Annotated in this window: 15 protein-coding genes; 4 read left to right on the top strand and 11 right to left on the bottom strand. The window is 61.9% G+C overall.

Annotated elements, in window-relative coordinates:
- Positions 1 to 17: 17 nt before the first annotated feature.
- A complete protein-coding gene (locus GDN70_RS06175; RefSeq protein ID WP_028140797.1) occupies positions 18 to 311 on the bottom strand; it encodes a hypothetical protein in 294 nt (97 codons plus the stop codon).
- A gap of 365 nt (positions 312 to 676) precedes the next feature.
- Between GDN70_RS06175 and GDN70_RS06170 the strand changes: the two genes are divergently transcribed.
- Both GDN70_RS06170 and GDN70_RS06165 read left to right on the top strand, forming a co-directional pair.
- Positions 677 to 1,135, top strand: a complete 459-nt coding sequence (locus GDN70_RS06170; RefSeq protein ID WP_028140798.1) for an Rrf2 family transcriptional regulator — start codon at positions 677 to 679, stop codon at positions 1,133 to 1,135.
- Positions 1,136 to 1,161: 26 nt separating this feature from the next.
- On the top strand, positions 1,162 to 1,845 hold the full coding sequence (locus tag GDN70_RS06165; protein ID WP_028140799.1) for a class I SAM-dependent methyltransferase: 684 nt from the start codon (positions 1,162 to 1,164) through the stop codon (positions 1,843 to 1,845).
- Between the two features lie 34 nt (positions 1,846 to 1,879).
- Here GDN70_RS06165 and GDN70_RS06160 read toward each other — a convergent pair whose 3' ends face one another.
- The 7 genes from GDN70_RS06160 to GDN70_RS06125 form a co-directional block, all read right to left on the bottom strand.
- A complete protein-coding gene (locus GDN70_RS06160) occupies positions 1,880 to 2,440 on the bottom strand; it encodes a group 1 truncated hemoglobin (protein WP_038947372.1) in 561 nt (186 codons plus the stop codon).
- 301 nt (positions 2,441 to 2,741) lie between these two features.
- Entirely contained in the window at positions 2,742 to 3,632 is an 891-nt protein-coding gene (locus tag GDN70_RS06155) for an ABC transporter substrate-binding protein (RefSeq protein WP_244439211.1), read from the bottom strand.
- A gap of 315 nt (positions 3,633 to 3,947) precedes the next feature.
- Positions 3,948 to 7,295 carry an adenylate/guanylate cyclase domain-containing protein gene (locus GDN70_RS06150; protein ID WP_152102287.1) on the bottom strand — a complete coding sequence of 1,116 codons (3,348 nt, stop codon included), beginning with the start codon at positions 7,293 to 7,295 and terminating at the stop codon, positions 3,948 to 3,950.
- Positions 7,296 to 7,588: 293 nt separating this feature from the next.
- A complete protein-coding gene (locus GDN70_RS06145) occupies positions 7,589 to 8,548 on the bottom strand; it encodes an alpha/beta fold hydrolase (RefSeq protein WP_152102286.1) in 960 nt (319 codons plus the stop codon).
- A gap of 165 nt (positions 8,549 to 8,713) precedes the next feature.
- Positions 8,714 to 9,226, bottom strand: a complete 513-nt coding sequence (locus tag GDN70_RS06140; protein ID WP_038972264.1) for a phasin family protein — start codon at positions 9,224 to 9,226, stop codon at positions 8,714 to 8,716.
- A gap of 687 nt (positions 9,227 to 9,913) precedes the next feature.
- The gene (locus GDN70_RS06130; protein ID WP_152102285.1) at positions 9,914 to 11,104 is read right to left on the bottom strand and encodes a PHB depolymerase family esterase; all 1,191 of its coding nucleotides are present in this window, start codon (positions 11,102 to 11,104) and stop codon (positions 9,914 to 9,916) included.
- Between the two features lie 3 nt (positions 11,105 to 11,107).
- Positions 11,108 to 11,527, bottom strand: coding sequence for a CopG family transcriptional regulator (locus GDN70_RS06125; protein WP_028140806.1), 420 nt, complete (start codon positions 11,525 to 11,527; stop codon positions 11,108 to 11,110).
- A gap of 227 nt (positions 11,528 to 11,754) precedes the next feature.
- On the opposite strand from GDN70_RS06125, the gene GDN70_RS06120 reads away from it, so the two are divergent.
- Together GDN70_RS06120 and GDN70_RS06115 are read left to right on the top strand one after the other, a co-directional pair.
- On the top strand, positions 11,755 to 12,219 hold the full coding sequence (locus GDN70_RS06120) for a hypothetical protein (RefSeq protein ID WP_038972250.1): 465 nt from the start codon (positions 11,755 to 11,757) through the stop codon (positions 12,217 to 12,219).
- Positions 12,220 to 12,378: 159 nt separating this feature from the next.
- Positions 12,379 to 13,401, top strand: coding sequence for an LLM class flavin-dependent oxidoreductase (locus GDN70_RS06115; RefSeq protein ID WP_038972251.1), 1,023 nt, complete (start codon positions 12,379 to 12,381; stop codon positions 13,399 to 13,401).
- 120 nt (positions 13,402 to 13,521) lie between these two features.
- Here the strand turns inward: GDN70_RS06115 and GDN70_RS06110 are convergent, their stop codons facing one another.
- From GDN70_RS06110 to GDN70_RS06100, 3 genes are all read right to left on the bottom strand, one after another.
- On the bottom strand, positions 13,522 to 13,980 hold the full coding sequence (locus tag GDN70_RS06110; protein ID WP_152102284.1) for a hypothetical protein: 459 nt from the start codon (positions 13,978 to 13,980) through the stop codon (positions 13,522 to 13,524).
- 10 nt (positions 13,981 to 13,990) lie between these two features.
- Positions 13,991 to 14,209: a hypothetical protein gene (locus tag GDN70_RS06105; RefSeq protein WP_028140810.1), complete on the bottom strand. Its 219-nt coding sequence runs from the start codon at positions 14,207 to 14,209 to the stop codon at positions 13,991 to 13,993.
- A gap of 74 nt (positions 14,210 to 14,283) precedes the next feature.
- Entirely contained in the window at positions 14,284 to 15,867 is a 1,584-nt protein-coding gene (locus GDN70_RS06100) for a hypothetical protein (RefSeq protein ID WP_081494346.1), read from the bottom strand.
- Positions 15,868 to 15,915: the final 48 nt, after the last annotated feature.

Here is a 15,915-nt window from a genome sequence, read left to right as displayed (position 1 = left end):
CGGGCGCCGCTCGCCTGCTACAGCGCGAGCACCACTGCCCCTGACACGGCATCAGTCACACCGCGTCCGTTGCCCTGGTCTTCGAGCACCGACCTGAAACTGTCGAGGGTCTTGATCATGGCCGATCGTGCCGCGACCATTGCCTCCTGGCTGGCCCAGGTGCCGATCAGGCAGAAGGTCCGCTCGCCGGTCTTGATGATGACGCCGTGCTCCAGGCCAGGCCATTTCGCCTTGCCGTTCCGGTGCGCGTCGAGGAAGGCGGCTTCCTCACCCGGCTTCACCTTGAACCTGACCACATTATAGACGTGCATGATGCGCCTCCCAAAAATGGACTGATGAAAAACGGCGCCGCGCGAGGGACAGGACGAAAATTCCATACGCTCGCCCGGGCCAGATGGTGCTCCTCGCACGCAGGGGCGTCACCGTGACAAATCGGCATGGCGACCTCGGTTGTTTGGGACTGCCAGAACAAAAATGTCGAAAACAACCCCATGCACAGTAGACGGCATGAGCGGGATCAATGGCTTAGGAGACGTGCAAACGCTCGATGTGCGGAGCAAGGACAGGTTGCTCCGTCGAGCAAAACAGGGGCATGGCGGGATCATCGGAGAGCTACGTGCGTCGGCGTCAGCAAAGTCGCTTGACCTTTTCGTCATCACGTAACATATAAAGTTACATGAAACGAGGTTCCCGCCTTTCCGGCGTGTTGCACGTTCTCCTCCACATGGCCCAGCAGCCCGGTCCCTTCACATCCGAAACCCTGGCGAAGGCCATGGACACCAACCCGGTGGTGATCCGCCGCATCATGGCGGGCCTGCGGGAGATCGGTTACGTGCGCTCCGAGAAGGGGCATGGCGGCGGCTGGACCATCGCCTGCGACCTGTCGAAGGTGACGCTGCGCGACGTCTATGCCGCGCTCGGCAATCCCCCGCTTCTGGCGATGGGCAACCGGACGGAGGCGCCCGGCTGTCTGGTCGAGCAGGCCGTCAATGCCGCGCTCGATCAGGCCTTTGACGATGCCGAGGCGCTGCTGCTGGCGCGGCTCGGCGAGGTGACGCTGGCGATGCTGGGCGAGGACCTGCGCAAGCGGATCGGGTCTCGAAAGATCCACGACATCAGCGCGCATCGCGCCTGAACGGCTCCATTCACGGGGACAACATCATGACCGACATTCAAGCCGCATTCTCCGATCCGCAATTCGTGGCGAGATACACCGAGGGGCCGCGGCGCTTCGTGCCGGGCTATGACGCCATGCAGTCCATGACGGCGATTCTGCTCGCCGAAAGCGTCCCCAGCGATGGGCAGGTGCTCGTCCTCGGCGCGGGTGGCGGCCTGGAGCTCAAAGCGTTTGCGCAAGCGCATCCCGGTTGGCGCTTCGACGGCGTCGATCCGTCCGCGGCGATGCTGGCGCTGGCCGGGCAAACCCTGGGATCGCTGGCACCACGTGCACGCCTTCATCAAGGCTATGTCGACGATGCGCCGGAGGGACCGTTCGACGGTGCCACCTGCCTGCTGACCCTGCACTTCGTCGATGTCGCCGAGCGGCGCCGCATCGCCTCGGAGGTCCGCCGCCGGCTCAAGCCGCGCGCACCGTTCGTGGTCGCGCATCTGAGCGCGCCCGACGGCGAGCAGGAGCGCCCGCTGTGGCTGTCGCGCTACTCCGCGTTCCTGGCTGCGTCCGGCGTCGAGCCCGAGCAGGCGGCAGCCGCGCGGAACGCCGTCACCAACCATCTGGAGATTCTCGCACCCGCACAGGATGAGGTGATCCTGCTCGAGGCCGGCTTCACCGATCCCACGCTGTTCTACACCGGCTTCGCCTTCCGCGGCTGGGTGGCCTACGCGTGAGGTCGCAATTCGTCGTTCGGCACCACGGGATGCTTCAACCGCGCTTGGCTCTCGATACGTAACCGGCGGTGACCTCATCTTTGTGGCTGGCGAACGCAGCCAGCACTTCGGTCTTCTCGCGCTTCGGGACCTTGGCGAAGTCAAGTGTCCGCCCGAGTTCAGCAGCGACCTCGTCGAATTCCGCCGGGGAGATCCGCAAGGCCCGGTGCGCCTCCTCAAGGCCAAGGGGCGTCGTCCCCGGCCTGGTGGCCTTGAACTGGAACGGCCCACCCGAAACGTCACAGACCCAAAGTGTTCGCATGAACTTGAGACCAGGCAAGCGTTTCAGATTTTTGGTGTGCCATTCCCTCAACTGCGGATTTTTTGACTTCTGACCGACGACGGCGTTCTTTACGACAGCGTCGCTGAAGTGATCCACGACCGCTGCAATGGCGAAGACGCCGCCAAGTCGTTCATACAGGCTTTGATCCGGAGTGGTTTGCTGGGCCTGCGCACGCGCTTGATTGGCTCCAGCCAAAGCGACGGGGGCGGCTGTCAGCGCCAGTCCTGCGACCACACTTCGTCTGCTGATGGAAGTCGAACGAGGCCTTGCCATGGGTACCTCCTTACATCGGTTTCCTGAGGCATTGCAGCCAACATCCCGCGCAACTGCCGCCGTGCGCGCGTTGCCGTCCGGAGGCGCTGCCGGTGATTGCGGCGCTCCCGTTGGATGGGTCGGAACGGAAATGGTTCCCGGAAATTTTGAGCTAGACGCAGACCCATGCGCACCAAACTGCGAAGAACTTGGTATGAGCAAATCTAGTCCGCCATGCCCCTGAGAGCTGACGTCGAGCCAAGCGTCGAACGCGGACGAAAAGGGCCAGGAGCAGACTCATGCACCGCAGCGAACGGCATCTCTATTCGATGACGTGGTCGGCGCGAACGAGCAACGAGGGCGGCACGGTGAGGCCGAGCGCCTTTGCCGTCTTCAAGTTGATCACCAGCGCGAATTTTGTCGGCTGTTCTACCGGCAGATCGGCGGGCTTGGCGCCTCTGAGGATTTTATCGACATATCCGGTTGCACGGCGGTACAGATCGACAAAGTCGGGGCCGTAGACGATCAACCCCCCGAGGTCGGCGCATCGTCGGAACAAGTAGCTTGTCGGCAGATGATACTTCGCGGCGAGCGCGACCACTCGGGGAGCTTGGAAAAAGGTCAGACTGTCACCCATATCCAGCACGGCGTCGGCATGTTGGGCGGCGGCCGACGCAAATCCAACGTCAAGTTCGTCGGGCGCCGTAGCCTCAACTGTCAGCAAAGTGACACCGAGCCTCTGGGCGGTGCGAGCCAAAAATTCTCCGAAGTTAAGTCTGTGCATCGGGTTGTTCGGGTTGATCAAGATAGCAATTTTCGAGGCACTGGGGACGAGCTCGCGGAGGATTTCGAGGCGTTTCGCGCCGAAGTCATCGGGAACCATGGTCGCAACACCCGTGATGTTGCCGCCTGGTCGCGCAAGGCTTTGCACGAGGCCCAGCCCCAGGGGATCGGCGACAGCCACGAAAACAATCGGAATGGTGGAGGTTACTGATTTCAGGACTTGCACTGCCAGCGGCCCAGGGGCGACGAGCACATCGGGAGTTAAGCCGACCAGCTCGGCGGCTAAAGCTGGCAAACGATCCGGGGCGTAACGATATTCTACAAGCAGGTTCTTGCCCTCGATCCAACCCTTCTCCCGCAACCCGCTGAGCCATGCGGCGTGAATGGGGTCGCGAGTCGGATCATCCGCCCAGAGGCCAAGGAAACCCATCCGCCGAGGCTTCCCTTGCGCGTGCAAATGTCCCGGCTGAACGAGCAGCGCCCCAGTGCCCGCCAGGAACTCTCGCCGCTTCATTCAATCCTCATCGCAGATTGAGGACGACGGGACGCAGAGTATCACGTCTCGATGGTTGTTGCACTTGCAGGGGATCGATTAGGCGGTATGGGCGCAGGTCCGCTTAGGGTCAAAACGCGAAGAACTCAGGTTGAGCAAATCTGGTCCGCTCTGGCTCAACGAGCGGACTACCGACCGCCGAGGCGCAACTTCGCCGATGGGCCATCACCGGAAGTCGCAGGTCTTCGCCTTTCACGTGAGTTCCTCGAGCAGGGCCTTCGCTTCCTTCAAATCGCGGGTATCGAAGCCTTCGGTGAACCAGTCGTAGATCGGCGCGAGCAGTTCGCGAGCCTCGTTTCGCTTGCCTCGATCGCGCCAGAGCCGCGCCATGCTCATAGCGACGCGCAGCTCGAACGATCTTCCCCGCTGCTTGCGGGCGAGTTCGAGAGCTTGAACAAGGATTGCTTCCGCTTCCATGGATGCTCCGAAAAGCAATCGGAGTTCGCCTTCAATTCTGAGCACGTCGGCCTGCCAGAGATATTCGCCTGTGTCGGCTATCAGCTCGGTGGCTTTTCTGATCGCGCTCAGGCTACCCTGCATATCTCCTGCGCGTGCTTGCAGGACCGCAAGGAGTGAATGGTAGTGCGGAGAATGAAACCGAACCTGTTGTTCGGCGGCATGTATTCCGTGTTTCATTAGAGCAATGCCGTCTTCCAGCCGCTCTGCACACCCGATTGCCCAACCGCTCAGTATTTGACCGCAACTAATGGCCCAGAGCGGCACGCGCGATCCAAGTTGTGCGTTCAGGTTTTCAACGTAGTTCTTGACGTCGGCCATCTTGCCGAGCAACACGGACAACTGTGCGCCAGCATAGATGCCAACGATACCGCTCGTATTCGCGTGGTTTGCGTCAAGGGCATGTTTAATTGCCTTCTGGCGTGCTGCGACTGCCTGGTCGGGGTATCCCAAGGCCCATAGGCTCAGTGCCAGATAGGCAAGGCCTGACGAGTGCGGATCCGCGAGGTAAAGCACCGAAAGAGCTTGGTCCATTTCGATCCTGTCGATTGCAAGGATCTGTTCCAGCTGTGCTTTCGCGGCCTCGAACTCGCCCATTTCAAGCAGCGACGCGCCCATGGCGCGGTGCGCGATCAGTCGCGCCGCGCGGTCACCGGTGTGCGCGGCCAGCGATTGGCAGCGCTGCGAATACTCAAGTGCCTTCGGGATCCTGCCGCTCGCTATGCAATAGGCATACTGCCCGTAGAGGCTCGGCAACAGGTGCTCCGTGTCGCCCAACTTTTCACACAAGGCGATCGCGCGATCGCGTGCAGCCCCCACGAGTGGGTTGCCATAGCCATGCTGAGCCGCCAAGGGCGTGCCCAAGGCGAGCTGGAATTCGAGTTCCTGCTGATCCTTCTGTGTCGAATGCGGCAGCATCATTAACATCTCCAGGCCCCGTCTGAGATGACGCACGGCCTCCTCGTCGGCGGAGCGCCCCGCCGCACGCCGCCCGGCCTTCAACCAATATGAAATCGCGATCTCTGCCTCTCCGGCCTCCGTGAAATGGTGCGCCAGCAGCTCGGGTTCGATGCTGCCAAGCTCAGGAAAGAGCTGTTCGAGCGCTTTGCCAATCCGTGCATGCAGCTTGTGACGGGCTCCGCGCAGCAATGTGCTATAGGCCGCATCCTGCACTAAGGCGTGCTTAAAGCTGTATTCCGCGTCTGGTGGCATTCCGCGCCGGAAAATCAATTCGGCAGATACCAGCTGATGGAGCGCTTTATCCAGTTCAGCTGAGTTCCGCTGCGCTACGGCCTGTAATAGTTCGTAGGAGAACTCTCGACCGATGGCAGCACTCACCTGCGCCACCTCTTTCACGGGTGATCCGAGCCGATCAAGGCGCGCCATCAGCGAGGCGTGCAGAGTGGCCGGAATTGCAAGCGCCGTCGCTGAAACACGCGAGAGTGCGGTTTTGGCGCCGCGGTCATCTGCCTCCAGCACCGCCTTCGTCAGCTCCTCGAGAAATAGCGGCACCCCATCCGTGCGCGCGACAATCTCCGAAACGACATCACTCGTTAGCGTCCCTTCGCCGATGAGCTGCTGAACCAACGCAGCGCCCTCGCGCCGGTCGAGCCGGCTGAGGGACAGCATTGTGACGTGCGCCTGCCCGGCCCAGATGCGCTCGAACTCGGGACGGAATGTAATAACCAGCAACACCGGTAGATGCTGGACCCGCTCGACTACAAGGTCGAGCAGTTCGCGCGAGCTGGGATCGATCCAGTGCACGTCCTCAAAGAGCATCAACACCGGTCGTTGCAGCGCTAGACCATGGAGCTGCCGAAGCAGCGCCTCGAAAGTTTTTTCCTTTTTGCCCCTAGGCGTTAACTGGAAAGGCAGAAAACGGCCTTTGAACGGGATCGATAGCAGCTCAGCCAGCAAGGCCTGATCCTCTTGCGGAGGTGAGGCCGGCGCTAACAGCGCCGCCAATTTGTCAAGCTGCTCCTCCGGCGTATGTTCGCGCAAAAATCCGGCAGCGCGCTCCAGCTGTGTAACGATCGGATAGAACGCACTGTCGACGCGCTGCGGTGAACAAAAGTACCTAAGGCTGGTGTGCAGCTCGATTTGAAGGCGCTCCTGAAGCGCCGCTATCAATCGCGACTTGCCGATACCTGGCTCACCAGCAAGCAGTACGACCTGACCTTCACCGCTCGCCGCCCGCCGCCATCGCCGTAGCAGCAGATCGAGTTCTTCTTGCCGTCCGACTAGCTCGGTCAGCCCACTTCCGTGGAACGCCTCGAAACGGCTTTCCACCGAACTCACTTGTAGCACTGCCCAGGCTCGCGCCGGCGCATCGATGCCCTTGAGATCGTGCAATCCGAGGTCCGCCAAATCGAACAGGTTCCCGAGCAGTCTCCGCGTGCTCTCAGCTATGACCACCGCGTTCGCTTTGGCGACGCTCTGAAGCCGTGCAGCAAGATTTGGGGTCTCGCCGACGATCGCCTGCTCCTGTGCCGATCCCGTGCCGATCAAGTCGCCGACGACGACCAGGCCCGTCGCGATACCGATGCGGGTTTGCAGCGGAACTGAAAACTCGAGCGCACCAACCGCGCCAATCGCTTCCAATCCTGCGCGAACGGCTCGCTCAGCGTCGTCCTCGTGAGCCTGCGGGTAGCCGAAATAGATCAGCACGCCGTCGCCCATATACTTCGCAACGAAGCCCCCGAAGCGGCGTACCGTATCGGCGATGCACGTTTGATACGCCGAAATGATCTCGCGCAGGTCCTCTGGGTCCATACGTGCGGAGAGCGACGTCGAACCGACTAGGTCCGAGAACATCACGGTGACTTGGCGGCGCTCGGCGGTGTCCTTAGCGGTTTTACAGGTTGCCGAAGAAGCGTCGGATAGGGGCGCCCGTGCGCCCGCTTCAGCACGCAAGGCGGCGATGGCGTCGAGCAGCTTGCGGCGATGCCCGACAATTCCGACACCAAGGTCCTTCAAGTCCTCCGCCGTCAGGTTCGGCAGGACCGTATCGTCGATCTCATTCTCGCGGAATGCCGCCTCATATTGTTCGAGGCCAAGCCTCCGTAGCCAACCTCCCAGGTCCATGACGGCGGCCCCAGTTCGCCTAGAGCTCCATCATTCCCCCGGCGAGGCAGCCTGTCTAGGGAAATGACCGGTTTGGGTCAAACTGCGAAGAACTCTGGCCGAGCAAATCCCGTCCGCTGTGCCAACATGAGCTGACCTCAGCGCCCAGCGGCGTCACTTCGCTTTCAGGGTCAAAGCTACCATCGGACCACCATGGCCCATCGGTCCAGTCTGACTCGGGAAGCGGACCCCCGCGCGCTGGGCTGAAGTCAGCCACTGGCCACTTCCGGACGCCCGCATTGCAAAAGGAAACCCTATGCGGTCCTCAGCGGTGCGGTGAGCGCCAGCGCAGCCACGGCATCCGCTATTCCCGGCGAATCTGCATAGGTAACCATGTGACCGGCATCCTCGACCAGATGTAGCAAGGAGCGGGGCAACGCCTCGTGCAGGCGGCGCGACTGGTCGGCCTCGATGAGCCGGTCACCCTTTCCGTGCAGGATCCTAACGGGACACCGGATGCCCTGATACTGAAGCTGCAATTGCGCGGCAGCAGGAATAAGGAACGCGCTCTCCTCGGCGGCCGCCCTCAATTGCTTGGGCCGGAGAGCCAACGAGATCGGAAATTCATTCTTGAATTTCGGCGGAATGGCACGCGGCGCGAACAGCGTGCGCATCAGCTTCGGCGCAATAGCCCACGATATGATCGGCGAGATCGTGTAGCGCATCAGATCCCCGAGCAGCGGCAGTGCCGGACCTGACATGAGCCAAAAGTCCATCCGTGAGGTTGGAAAATAGTAGCCGGACACAAGCACGAGCCCACTCACGGCATAACCGCTTCGCAGCGCCAGCGCGATTGCCACCAGCGTTCCCCAGGAGTGGCCGAGCACCACGGGATTGCGCACTCCAAGCTGATCAAGAGCCTTCGCGAACAAGGAAGCTTGCGTCGTAGGCGTCCAGATGCGCGTGCGCGGACGGTCGCTGTAGCCAAACCCTGGCCGGTCGAAGCAAACGACGCGATAGTCGTGGGCCAGGCGGTCGACCAAACCGCTCAGGACGAGATCCTGAATCATGGTGCCGTTCCCGTGAAACAGGACCACGCAAGGCGCAGCGGCATCGCCCCGTTCGATATAGTGAAGGCGCACTCCGTCGCAATCGGTAAAGACACCGATAGGCGGATTCTTTCGCTCCGCTGTCACCTGAAACGCGATGTTGCCGAGGATCAGAACGACAAGTCCCGCCAAAACGATCAGCAGACCGGCTTCAGTTGTGGACATCGTGTCAACCTACATTCCTGATCGCGGATCCCTCGGATTGGCGGCACCGAGCCCGCTCAGGGTTGTTGTGAGCCGCGCTCCCCAGCCGAAAGCAAGCAACCGTGATCGGCGCGTGCGTGATTCGCGTTTGCGTCCATCCTTTGCCGCAGCGGGTACGGCTTGCAGTTATCGTCCCGGCAGAGCCGCGAGCTCTGGGGCCGGCTTGATGCGCCAGAACGGATATGCCGCCAATTCTTTCGAATGCTGCCCGAACATCTCGGCCCGTCTGCTTGTAAACTCGGTAATGACGGCGAAAAATTCAGTTGGTGACCCGATCGTCGCAAGTCTCAGGCCGAAATCAAAAGTGAACTGCACGTTGGCCTGGGCTATCTCAAGAAGCTTTGCTTGGTACGCCTGCATGTTTGCCGTGGCTAAAGCGAAGCCTTTCATTGGATCGCTGCCGATCATTCTCTGACTGAGGTCACCTGGCAAGGCATCCACCCGAGGCTCAATGACAGGAACCTCGTGTCCAGGATCATCATGAAGCTTAGGAGGCGGTTCAATCGAGGCTGCCGCAGCAGAGCGAAGAAATTCCTCTTTCGGGCTTCTAACAATGGCCTGCTTGTTCCGTTGGGCCCGCGCGGCCATTTTCGGATTGCGGGCGCGCTTTGACGCTGGTGCCGGTTTGCGTTTGCTCATCTGGCGCTCCAAGAACATGAGGGTGCGACCACAACGGTCATTTCTGAACGGACAACAGGCTTCGTGATGTGGCGTTCCAAACCCGCGCATTGTTGGAGACCCGCATGAACTGAGATCAATCGCACGTTCTGCGACTGGACGATGATTTCAGGTAGCAACTCCAACCAACAAACGTCTAGCTGGCGATCTTCCAGACCTATGTTCGACGGGCGTTGGCCTGAGAACAATGAGCTCTTCGCTCGTTGTGCTCTCCAAAGACCGCTTTAAGTTGCGGCAACTACGCAAGCAGTCATGCCTTGATCGCGAGACTTCCTCGAAGCGAGCCTTCGGAGGTCAGCATCGGCCCTTGATAGACCGCATCGCTGGAGCAATTTGAATGCTCTGGTCACTAGCAGTTCGTGGTGAAGGCGAGAGGAAGGGCACGACGTCATCCGTGTGACTGACGGCGAGGGCATGGTGCGCGCGGCGAGTCGCCGACGTCTCATCACGGACCTCAAGCTAAACGGGGCATTGACGGATGGCAGATCGCCGAACGTTGCCGGGAGGATGATCCCAAACTCCCGGTGATCTTTGAGACCGATTTCTCGCCCGTCGCGCCCCGCCCGGTACCCCCTGATGTTGCAGCAGCCCTATCGTCAGGAGGACATTGTCGGTGCCGGTAGCTTCGGATCGGGCGGTGAAGCCAGATTACCCACCGAGCGAATGCTCGAGGAAGAAGCGCAGCATTTCCCTCGTCGCATCCGGCCCTTGCGGATCAGTGTAGGTCCCGGCGGGACTGCCGCCTGACCACGCGTGTCCAGCGCCATCGATGTTCCAGTGTTCGGAGATCGCCCGACCGGCCCCGTCGATCAGGACGGTGCGAGTATAGGCATGGCCGTGGGGTACGCGTCCGCGAAGTACCTTCGTCGTCGGCCTCGTTGCCCTGGTGGACTGCTCGATTATCTGATCGCCATTCTTTGGATGCACCGTAGTGTCGCGATCGCCATGGAAAACGATGGTCGGCATAGAAGTTTTGCCGTCCGCAATTGCCTTGGAGCCGCCTCCCTGCCGCATGGCGACGAACGCGGAGGGAAGATCGTTCGCGGCTCCGCACGCGAGGCCTGAATGAATACCGACCGCCGCGTACAGGTCGCTATACGTTGCGCCCATGATGGCGGCGGCGGCCCCGCCGGCCGACAGACCCGCGACATATACGCGCTTCGGATCGATCGCATGGTCGCGCATGATCTGGCGGGTAATGCCCGCGATCATCGAGGGCTCGCCCCCGCCGCGGCGCTGGTCGCCCGTGCGAAACCAGTTCCAGCACTTCGATGGGTTGGCTCCGTTCGGTTGCTCAGGATAGACCACGAAGCAATTCTGCTCTTCCGCCAGGAAGTTCATCCGGGTGCCGGCCGCGAAATCGTCGGGCGACTGGGTGCATCCATGAAGCATGACGATCAGCGGAAGCCGTCGTCCCTCACAGCGGCTTGGGATGAACAGCTTGTAGGTCCGGCTTCCCGCGGCGTTACTGAAGGTACCGGCGATAAACCGTGTGCCCTCGGGCACCATGTCCGACGGGGACAGAGGAGCGCGTGCGATCGGACTTCGCAGGCCGAGCCCGGAAAAATCCCGCATGCCGTCGAGCGGTGAGGAGCGCCTGCGTCGCTGATCAGAGCGGGCCGGCGAGATCTGCGGAGCTTCCCGCTCCTCGACGACGTCGGCCGTAGCGTCGATGGTAAGCGGATCGAGCCCCAGGAGCCGAGCCTGAGCGGCGTTGCGATGCTCTGGTTTTGGAGCGCTACCGCCGTGGAGCATGCGCTGCAGGAGCGCGGTGGCCTCGACCAGTTGGCCGGCACGCGTGAGGCGGGTTGCTTCGCGGATTATGACTGGATTCAGCATCGTTCACCTCGTTCTGTCGGCGAGAGCGGCCTTGACCGCGGGAGTGGCGTGAAGGGCCCCCAGCACCGAGACCGACGCGATTGTGGCGCGAGCCAACTCGGGAGTGACGTCCTGGGCGATGGTGGCTAAGCCCAAAACATTGATCTGCAGCATTTCGCCGGCGCGCCGCGCCGCTTCGAGATCCTCGCGAGTGTAGTTGCGCAGCCCGAGGTCCAGGTTCTTCCGGGCCGTGGATTGTCTGACGACCTCTACGTGGCGCTCGAGCTGGTTCCGGATTGCTGTCCGGATAAAATCGGTCCGGTTCGAATAGAACCCTTCCTGCACCATGAGATCGACATGACCGAGGTCGACATAGCCAAGGTTGATCGTGATCTTCTCGGTGTCGGGGGCCTTGGGTCGCAGCTCGCGCACATTATCGGCCATGGGTACATCCATTATTACCATCCCTCTGGATGGTCTCTGGATGTTATCTAGATGCTCCCGGGCGCCTTTCAAGGGCGTGGCGAAGGACCGCTTACGACGATGGTCTGCAGAAGCATCGCCGTTAACGCTGTCGGCAAATGATTCGCCCGAGGTCGGCAATCGCCGACAAGTTGCCTTATTGCAGCGGAGAATTTTCAGCGGCACTAACCCCGGGTTAGAGGCGCTTTATGCTGAAAATGGCGTTGTTGGGCCTCCTCATCCTGTTGAGTGCAGGGGTGCTGTCGGCAATGGAGCTGAGCGCTCCACCGCGTCGCGCCGTCGCGATCGCCCCGCCCCTTGCCGAGCAGAGCGCAACCGTCTCTGCGTCACCTGACGCGTTGCCGAAGGCCGATCGCCTCGAGGTTGCCGCTGTGAGCAGCGCGATGCCGACACAAATTGCTCCGGTCGAGAACCCCGTTGCTCCGCAAGACATCCAAGTCGATTCGACCGCGCCGAAACCGATCGTCCGTCATCGGCGCGATGCGAAGACGATCGCGACCGCCGAACGTCCCAAGCCGAAGCCAAAGGCAATTGTTGCCAAGCGAGCTGCCAATGCTCAGCGTGCAAAGGCCGCCAGCGAGACCGAGCCCTGTCGACTGAAGGCGTTCGGTGGCCTACTCAAGGCATTGAATTTGACCGGTTGCGAAATCTGAGGCCGCTTCCGGGCACGTCAGATCAAAGTCGAACGACCTGACGTCGTGGTGCGAACCCGGGCCTGCTTCCTCCCAGCACTTACGGCCACACGCCTCGCCGCCATTTTTCCCTCGGGCCAACGTCTCGCAAATTCTTCCGGTCATGCATACCTAGCCCTCATGAAGAAAATCGGCTTTCTCTCCTTCGGACACTGGACCCCCTCGTCGCAATCGCAGACCCGCTCGGCCGCAGACACGCTGCTGCAATCGATCGAGCTTGCGGTCGCGGCCGAGCAACTGGGCGCGGACGGCGCCTATTTCCGGGTGCATCATTTCGCGCGCCAGCTCGCCTCGCCCTTTCCGCTGCTCGCGGCGGTCGGCGCCAGGACGAGCAGGATCGAGATCGGCACGGCCGTGATCGACATGCGCTATGAGAACCCGCTCTACATGGTGGAGGACGCAGGCAGCGCCGATCTCATCGCCGGCGGCCGGCTGCAGCTCGGCATCAGCCGCGGCTCGCCCGAGCAGGTGATCGACGGATGGCGCTACTTCGGCTATCGGCCCGCTGACGGCCAGAGCGATGCCGACATGGGCCGGCGCCACGCGGAAGTCTTTCTCGACCTGCTCCGTGGTGAAGGCTTTGCCGAGCCCAATCCGCAGCCGATGTTTCCCAACCCGCCGGGGCTCTTGCGGATCGAGCCGCATGCGCAAGGCCTGCGCGAGCGGATCTGGTGGGGCGCCGGCTCCAACGCCACCGCGGTGTGGGCGGCGAAGCTCGGCATGAATCTGCAGAGCTCGACGCTGAAGAACGACGAGACCGGCGAGGCCTTTCACGTGCAGCAGGCCGCGCAGATTCGCGCCTATCGCGCGGCGTGGAAGGAGGCCGGCCACACCCGTGAGCCCCGCGTCTCCGTCAGCCGCAGCATCTTTGCGCTGATGGACGATCGCGATCGTGCCTATTTTGGCCGGGGCGGCGAAGGCGAGGACCAGATCGGCTTCATCGACCCGCAGACCCGGGCGATCTTCGGCCGGAGTTATGCTGCCGAGCCCGATGCGCTGATCGAGCAGCTGCGCCAGGACGAGGCGATCGCGGAGGCAGACACGCTGCTGTTGACGATCCCGAACCAGTTAGGGGTCGATTACTGCGCGCATGCGATCGAGGCGATCCTGAAACATGTCGCACCGGCGCTGGGGTGGCGGTGAGTCGGGCGGCAGTCTAACCATCAGGACGATTCACAAGAGCCGGGCCGATCAGAGCGCGTCAAGCTGGCGCCTCGTGACTTGGGCACGAGCTCGTTTCGGGCAGCTCTTTTCCAGATGAGTTCAACCGCCGCTGAGGCTGTGGCTGATCCGCGTGACAACGCGGTCCCATTGCCGCTTTTCGGCCGCGGGATAATTGATCAGCACGCAGTGCACATAGCCGCGCGAAAAGTTGCAGCGGTCGTACCAGATCTTGTCGCGCTTGATGCTGGAGACGACGAAGAAATTCGGGGCGACACGCTTGTAGATGATGCCGGACGGCGCACTCTTCGTGGCCAGGAATGCAGCCGGCGAAAGACCCTGGCTGTTGGAAACGGCCTGTACGGTGAGATCAGCTCTGCCGTCGGAGGTGCGAAATTGCTGGCCGAAGCCGTCGGGCTTGCCTGCCAACTCCGTGAAGAGCGAAACGGGAATGTCCACCGATGTTCCGGACTCGGCGATGCGGTAGGCCGTCCAGCTCTCTGCCTGGGCGGCAGACAGCGTGGCAAGGAGCGCTGCGACAGCTGCGAATGTCGTCTTCATGTCCACCTCATCACTCGCGCGGCACCAGTTGCAGCTCCATCAAGGCGATCCTTTGCAGGTTGGCGACGTTGCGCTCGCCCGCGGCGGCCGTGCGCAGGATGGATTCGGCGAGCATGTTGACGTGCGAAGCTTGCACGGGCTCCGGCAGGCTCGCAACCGCGGCTTCCAGGGCGCCCGTCATGATCGCGATCACCTCGGGTGAAAATTCAGCGTTTGAGAAGTTCTTCATCGTGCGGAGCCGGCCGTTTGTGCGACCCGCGAGACCAACGCCGGGAAAAAGTGGAAGTTCCTGCGTCGGAGCGTTCAGGTGTGCGCGCCTGACGCTGAGCTACGCCACGGACTGGTAGCCGGTGAGCTGCTCGACTGCCGCATCCTCGCGGCGACGGCCTGCATTCTCACATGGCTGCCGATGACGAGGCCCGTGAGCGAGAGCATGAGCCCGAGCGCGAGTGGCGCGAACAAGGCCTCTTCCTGGAACAATCCGTTGAGCAGCACGACCATGACGCCGAAGCCGGCGAGCCCCTGCGTCAGATAGCCCGATGAGGCGTAGAGGCGCCATGCCCTAAGCGCCATCGCGAAATAGAAGGCCAGCAGCACGAAGGCGCCAACGCCCATCTGGTACAACAGCACGCCGATCGCGCTCTCGACCGCGCCGTCGATCGTCCCGGCGGCCTGTGCGGCACTCCAGTCGATGGAAAAGTAGCTCTCCGACAAATTGCCACCAATGCCGAGGCCCCGGCCGAAAGGTCTCTGCACGAATCCATCCAGACCACCCATCAGTCCAATGACGTGATAGTCGCCGATCTGCAGCCCGAGGCGGATCGCCAGAACCGCGAAGGCGGCCATGCCGAGGAGGCCAAGCAACAACGTCACCACGGCGCCGATCAGACGGGTCGCGATCCAGGCCGCGACCACGAAGATCACCACGATGAGCGCGCCCTTCACGCTGCAAAAGATCAGCAGCGGCAATGCTGCGAGGGCCAGCAGCGGCCGTCCCACCGAGAACAGGAACAGGGCGAGAAAGCCGACGCCGTAAGCGAAGCTGATCGGGTGCATGTTCGGACCGTTGATGCGCAGCATCTTCGACAGGCCGAACCCTTCGAGCAAGGGCGTGTTCAGAAAATCGAAGCTGAAGCGGTCCTTGAGGTCGACGGGCACGTTGCCGGTGGCCCGCATCTGGGCTTCCCAGACACCCGAATGGGTCGCCTTGAGCTCGTCGAACCCCCAGAACGTATAGCTGTTGGTGATGGCCAGCCAGAGATCGCGGAAGACGAGTTCGACATACCCGCACAGCAGAAGGATGACCGCGAGCGTCACCAGGAACGGCGTGATGCGCACCTCATAGGTCGCGGCGGTCAGAAGCGAGAGCTGGAACAGGAACAGCGGCAGCACGATATTGCGCAGATAGACCGCAGCCGGCTGTCCGTCCTGGATGAAGCCGATCGCGAAATACAGCGACACCACGGCGAGGGTGACGACACCCCAGCGCATGATCTGGTTCACCTCAGCCGAATGATTCCTCTGGCCCAGCACGTAAAGGCCGAACGTCGCCAGCCACATCACGGAGCAAACGAGGAAATTGTAGCCCTTGATGAAGTCGAGATCGGACGGCAGCGGGACCAACGGCGACAGGATCGAGACGAACAGGTTCTGGAAGAACAGGACGAAGATGGCGATGGCCGGCGCGTAGGTCGGGACCGCCAGCACGATGGCGATACCGATGAGGACCTCGACCACGATGGCCAGGGCCGGATAGGCCAAATGCAGGACCGGAGCAAAGCCGATCGCCGCCACGGCGATACAGAGTGTCGGAACCAGCTCGCGCCAGGCCGGCGGCGATGGCTCGGCCGGCACGGTCTGAACCTGGGTTAAGTCACCGGCCCCCATCAATCGTCCTTTGGCAGCGCGCGTCGAGCACGATAGCGGGGCGATGTG

The organism is Bradyrhizobium sp. TM102 (assembly GCF_009176685.1).
In the GTDB taxonomy this organism is placed as follows: Bacteria; Pseudomonadota; Alphaproteobacteria; order Rhizobiales; family Xanthobacteraceae; genus Bradyrhizobium; species Bradyrhizobium ottawaense.
The sequence above is the reverse complement of the archived record's forward strand: the minus strand, read 5'-3'. Positions and strand labels throughout refer to the sequence as shown.